Here is a 5,391-nt window from a genome sequence, read left to right as displayed (position 1 = left end):
GAGGAGTCGAGCGAGACCAGGTCGACGCGGCCGTTGTGCTGGACGGCCATGCCCCCCGGCGCGCCCGTCACGGCGAACCCCTTGCGGGGTTCGGGGCCACCGCCCAATGTCATCGGAAGCCGTCGGAGAGGGGCGCGCTGGTTCGTCAGACCGGCGTGGAGGCGAACCGGATCGGGCTGAACGGGCGTGCGTAGTCGGGAAGTTCGCCCGTGACGACGGCTCGGGACACGGCCTCGGCGGTGGCCGGGGTCAGCTGGACGCCCGCGCGATGGTGGCCGGTGGCCAGGAGGACGTCTTGCCGGGTCGTCGGACCGAGGATCGGCCGGCCGTCGGGGGAGCCCGGCCGCAGGCCCGCGGCGGCGCCGACGAAGCGCATCCGGGCGGCGGCGGGAAGGACCCGGCGTACCCGGGCGAGGAGGTCGGCGACCCCTTCGACGAGGACCTGTTCGTCGTATCCGGCATCCTCGTAGGTGGCGCCGACGGCCAGTTCGCCGTCGGTTCTGGGGGCAATGTAGACCGCGCGGTCGCCGTAGCTGCCGCGTACGGTGTGCCGTACGGCCGGGGTGCCGTGGTTCTCGGCGTGCAGCCGGATCACCTGGCCTTTGTAGGGGCGGATCTCGGGGACCAGGCCCTCGGGCAGGCCCGGGAGCCGGTGGGTCCACGGGCCGGCGGCGAGGACGAGCCGGTCGGCGTGCAGGACGGTGCCGTCGGCGAGCCGGACGGCGGGGGTGGTGCCGTCGAGCAGTACCTGGTCGACGCGGTCGGTCACGAGGTGCCCGTCGGCGTTGCGCAGCGCGGCGGCGAGGGCGCGGGTGAGGGTGCGCGGGTCGATGGAGCCGTCGTCGGGTGAGAGCATGCCGACGTGTACCCCGGGGGCCAGGAGGGGTTCGAGGCGGCGGCAGTCGTCCGCGGTGAGCATCCGGTACCGCACGCCGAAGTCGTCGGCCATCTGCCGCAGCCGGTCGAGGCCTTCGGCGGCCTGCGGGTCGTAGGCGACGTCGAGGATGCCGTTGCGCAGGTGTCCGACGGGGCCTTGGGCGGCCTGGGCGAGTTCGGCGGTGAACGCCGGGTAGAGGGAGCGGGAGTGCAGGACGAGCCGGGCGAAGTCCGGTTGGCCGAGCAGCATGTCGCCGGACGGCGGGAGCAGTCCGGCGGCCACGCTGGAGGCCTTGCTCGCGGGGGCCGGGTCGACGACGGTGACGTCGGTGCCGAGCTGGGCGCAGCGCCAGCCGACGGACAGTCCGATGACGCCGCCGCCGATGATGATGACACGCATGGGTCCTCCATCCGCTCCGTCGTGCGGAGCGGATGGAGGACCCGTCCGTTCCGCGCGACGGAGCACTAGGTCTGCTCCGTCGCGCGGAGCGGTCAGTCCTGCTGCGTCAGGCGCAGGAGGTGGACGGCCAGGGCGGCCGGTGTGCGGTGGTCGAACAGGAGCGTGGCCGGAAGCCGCAGACCGGTCAGGGCGGCCAGTCGGCGGTTGAGGTCCACGGTGGTGAGCGAGTCGAATCCGATGGCGGAGAACTCGACGGCCGGCTCCACGGCGTCGGGTCCGGTGAGGGCCAGTACGCCGGCGACCTCGGTGCGGATGAGCTGTTGGACGGCGTCGGTGCGCTCGTGCTCGGGGAGTTCGACGAGCGAGCGGCGCAGTTCGGCGGGGTCGGTGCGGGCGGTCCGGCCGGTGGGGCGGGGGTGGTCCTGCTTGGGCGGGCACAGGTCGCGGAACACCTCCGGCAGCTGCGGGGAGTGGTCGCGCAGGGCCGGTTCGTGCAGCTGGACGGGGACGAGGACGGCGTCGTCGCGGCCGAGGGCGGCGTCGAACAGGGCGAGTCCGTCGGCGACGCGCAGCGCGGCGATTCCGGCGCGTTCCATGCGCTTGAGGTCGGCGGCGGCGAGGCGTTCGCCCATGCCTGCTTCGTCCCACAGGCCCCAGGCGAGGGAGACGGCGTGCAGTCCGGCGGCGCGGCGGTGCTGGGCGAGGGCGTCGACGAACGTGTTGGCGGCGGCGTAGTTGGTCTGGCCGGCGCCGCCGACGATGCCGCTGATGGAGGAGAACAGGACGAGCCGGCAGTCGTCGGGCAGGGATGCGGTGGCCTGGTGCAGGGCGAGCGTGGCGTCGACCTTGGGCCGCATCACGCGGTCGAGGCGGCGGGGGGTCATGGTGCCGACGGCGCCGTCGTCGGTGACGCCGGCGGCGTGGATCAGGGTGGTGACGGGGTGTTCGGCGGGTACGTCGGCCAGGACGGCGGTGAGTGCGTCGGCGTCGGCCACGTCGCAGGCGATCACGTCGGCGCGGGCGCCGAGTTCGGTGAGTTCGGCGACGAGGCTGCGGGCGGCGGGTGCCTGTGGTCCGGAGCGGCTGAGCAGCAGGAGCCGGCGGACGTCGTGCCGTGTGACGAGGTGGTGGGCGAGGACGCGGCCGAGTGCGCCGGTGCCGCCGGTGAGGACGACGGTGCCGTGGGGGCCTGCGGGGTTTGGGGCCGGGGCGGTGCCGTCGGGGCGGGTGCGGTGGAGCCGCGGGTGGAGCAGGTTGCCGTGGCGGACGGCGAGCTGGGAGTGGGGGGTTTCGGGGTCGGTGAGGGTGGAGACGGCGGCGACCAGGGCGCGCCGTGATCCGTCGGCCTCGTCGATGTCGACGAGGGCGAAGCGTCCGGGTTGTTCGGTCTGGCTGCTGCGGACGAGTCCCCACACCACGGAGGCGGCGAGGGAGGCGATGCCCTCGCCGGGTTCGCAGGCTTGCGCGCCCTGGGTGATGAACACCAGCCGGGAGTCGGTGAGCCGGTCGTCGGTGAGCCATTCCTGCACGAGGGCGAGGCAGCGCTGGGCCTCGGCGCGCGCGTCGTCGGCCGTGTCGGTGCCGTCGGCGCAGCTGACGAGGACCACCGCGGGCACCGGGGCGCCGCGGCGCAGGGCGGTGTCCATGGCGTGCAGGGAGGCGTAGTTCTCGAAGGACCGTCCGGTGGCCTTGAGTTCGCCGGTGATGCCGAGGTGGTCGGTGCCGAGGAAGGCCCAGGGCGCGTCGGCCGCCGGGCGTGCGGGCACCGCGGGCAGCGGCCGCCACACGGGGCGCAGCAGGGTGCCGGAGGTCGTGGTGGAGCGCAGTTGCTCGCGGCTGACCGGGCGGACCATCAGGGAGCGGGCGCACAGGACGGGGTTGTCGTCGGTGTCGGTGGCGGTGAGGGCGAGGGAGTCGTCCTCGGTCTGGGTGATGTGGATCCGCAGGGCGGTGGCGCCGGGGCGGTGCAAGCGGACGCCGCGCCAGGCGAACGGCAGGTAGGTGTCGTCCCCGTCGCGGTCGAGGAAGGGGATGCTCGCGGCGTGCAGGGCGGCGTCGAGCAGGGCGGGGTGCATGAGGAACCCGGTGGCGGGGGGTGCCGGGTCGGTCTGCGGGATCTCGGCGAACACGTCGGTGCCGCGTCGCCATGCGGCGTGCAGCAGGCGAAAGGCGGGGCCGTACTCCATGCCGCGGGCGGTGAGCCGGTCGTATAGGTCGGGCACGTCGACGGGTTCGCTGCCGACGGGGGGCCAGGTCGGTGGCTGGGCGGGCGCGCCGGGGGCGGCCCCGGCCGGCTCGGCGCCGTGTCCGGGGTGCGCGCATCGGTGTCCGGCGGCAGCGGTGCCACCGGGGGCGGCCTCGCTCGGGCGGGGATCGAGGACGGTCATGCGCTTCCTTCGTGGCAGTGGGGACCTGGGGTGCCGTGAGGCGCGTGGACGTCAGTCCTTGAGCGGGGGCGGGTTGGTGATGGCCGCGGTGACGTAGCCCTTGGAGTCGCCGCCGTGTTCGTCGTAGTAGCGGCAGAACGTCTTGACGACGACGAGGGCGTCACGGATGTCGTTGGCGTCCCAGGCGACGATGTCGAGGATCTCGATGCTGCCCTGGAAGAGCCGGCCGCGCATGGGGACGCGGAAGGAGCTGGAGAAGTCGGTGATGAGGATGTCGCCGAGCTGGCGGTACCAGAAGTCCTCCATGGACCACTGGCTGAAGGGCTCGGCGAGGCCGTCCTGCACCGACTTGGCGATGAGGTAGTAGGCCATCTGGTTGTAGCAGATGTTGAACTCGACCGAGTTGAAGTGGCCGGTGTCGTCGATGTAGCAGGACTCGGGGATCTCGAAGGTGCACTCGGCCTCCAGCTGGCCGCCGTCGCCGGGCCTGCCGTCGCTGATCACCTCGGCGGTCTGGAGGTACTCGCACTTCTTGGTCCGGTACGGGGTGAGCACCCGGTGGAGCAGCGGCTCGTCGGTGGGGATGCGTCGGGCGGTGGGGCTGTCGGCGCGTTCGGGTCGCTGCAGGAGTTCCGTCATGGTGGTTGTCTCCGGCTGGTGCGGTCGGGTGGGCGTTGCGGGTCGGGGTCAGCTGTTGCGGGCCCGCTGTGCGGCGAGCAGCAGTTCCTCGACGCTCATGGTCTGCAGCGCGGCGGCGGAGGTGCGGGGCTCCTCGGTGGGTTCGGCGGCAGCCGCGGTGGTCTCGGCCGTCTCGGCCGGCGGGTGCGTGGCGTCGGCGTTGCCCAGGTCGAGCAGGGTGTCGAGCAGTCCGGCGTCGCGCAGGGCGGAGATCGGGATGGCGGAGATCACGGCCCGGATCTCGTCGTCGGCGTGGTCGGCGGCGAGTGCCTCGATCTCGGGGGCGAGTTCGTCGAGCAGGAAGGCGGCGAGGTCCGCGGGGGTCGGATAGTCGAAGGTGATGGTGGCGGGCAGCCGGGTGCCGATGGCGGCGCTGAGACCATTGCGCAGTTCGATGGCGGCCAGCGAGTCCATGCCGAAGGCGGTGAAGGGTGTCTCGGGGTCGATGGCGTTCGGGTCGTCGTGCCGGACCTGGGCGACCTGCCGCCGTACCAGGTCGAGCACGAGGGTCAGCCGCTGTTCGGGGGCTGCGGCGGCCAGCCGCTGTGCGATCGGGACGTCGGTGGCCGCGGCGGTGGTGCCGGGGGTTTCGGGCTGCCGCGCCGGGGGTGTGACGAGGTCCTTGAGTACGGCGGGCAGCTGGTCGTAACCGGCGCGGAGTGCGGCGGGGTTGAGCTTGAGGGGGACGAGCAGCGCGTCGGGGCGGGCAAGGGCGTCGTCGAGCATGGCCAGGCCCTCGTCGGTGGGGATGGCGGCGCTGCCGGCGAGTTCCAGCCGGGTGAGGTCGGCGGCGGTGAGGGTGCCGCCCATGCCGTCGGCTTCCGCCCACAGGCCCCAGGCGAGCGACTGGCCCGGCAGGCCGGCGCGCTGCCGGTGGTCGGCGAGGGCGTCGAGGAAGGTGTTGGCGGCGGCGTAGTTGGCCTGGCCTGCGCCGGCGACGAGCCCGCTGGCGGAGGAGTAGAGGATGAAGTGGGTGAGGGGGTGGTGGCGGGTGAGGTGGTGCAGGTGCCAGGCGGTGTCGGCCTTGGGGGCGAGGACGTGGGCCAGGCG

General features: G+C 73.5%; 4 protein-coding genes. All 4 read right to left on the bottom strand.

Annotated features, from left to right (window positions below):
- Positions 1-145: 145 nt before the first annotated feature.
- Positions 146-1,276 (bottom strand): glycine oxidase ThiO, encoded by a 1,131-nt coding sequence (gene thiO / locus AB0M27_RS46385; RefSeq protein ID WP_365732233.1) that lies wholly within the window; start codon positions 1,274-1,276, stop codon positions 146-148.
- Positions 1,277-1,368: 92 nt separating this feature from the next.
- Entirely contained in the window at positions 1,369-3,663 is a 2,295-nt protein-coding gene (locus AB0M27_RS46380) for a type I polyketide synthase (protein WP_365732232.1), read from the bottom strand.
- A gap of 51 nt (positions 3,664-3,714) precedes the next feature.
- The gene (locus AB0M27_RS46375; protein WP_365732230.1) at positions 3,715-4,302 is read right to left on the bottom strand and encodes an FcoT family thioesterase; all 588 of its coding nucleotides are present in this window, start codon (positions 4,300-4,302) and stop codon (positions 3,715-3,717) included.
- A 48-nt stretch (positions 4,303-4,350) separates the two neighbouring features.
- Positions 4,351-5,391: beta-ketoacyl reductase (locus AB0M27_RS46370; protein WP_365732229.1), on the bottom strand; the 1,041-nt coding region annotated here is incomplete at its 5' end.

It is taken from the genome of Streptomyces sp. NPDC052107, assembly GCF_040680215.1.
Classification (GTDB): Bacteria; Actinomycetota; Actinomycetes; order Streptomycetales; family Streptomycetaceae; genus Streptomyces.
This window is presented reverse-complemented; position numbering and strand designations above follow the sequence as displayed.

Coding starts and splice junctions, on each gene's coding strand:
- AB0M27_RS46375 (WP_365732230.1), bottom strand. CDS start 4,302: ATGACGGAACTCCTGCAGCGACCCGAACGCGCCGACAGCCCCACCGCC.
- thiO (WP_365732233.1), bottom strand. CDS start 1,276: ATGCGTGTCATCATCATCGGCGGCGGCGTCATCGGACTGTCCGTCGGC.
- AB0M27_RS46380 (WP_365732232.1), bottom strand. CDS start 3,663: ATGACCGTCCTCGATCCCCGCCCGAGCGAGGCCGCCCCCGGTGGCACC.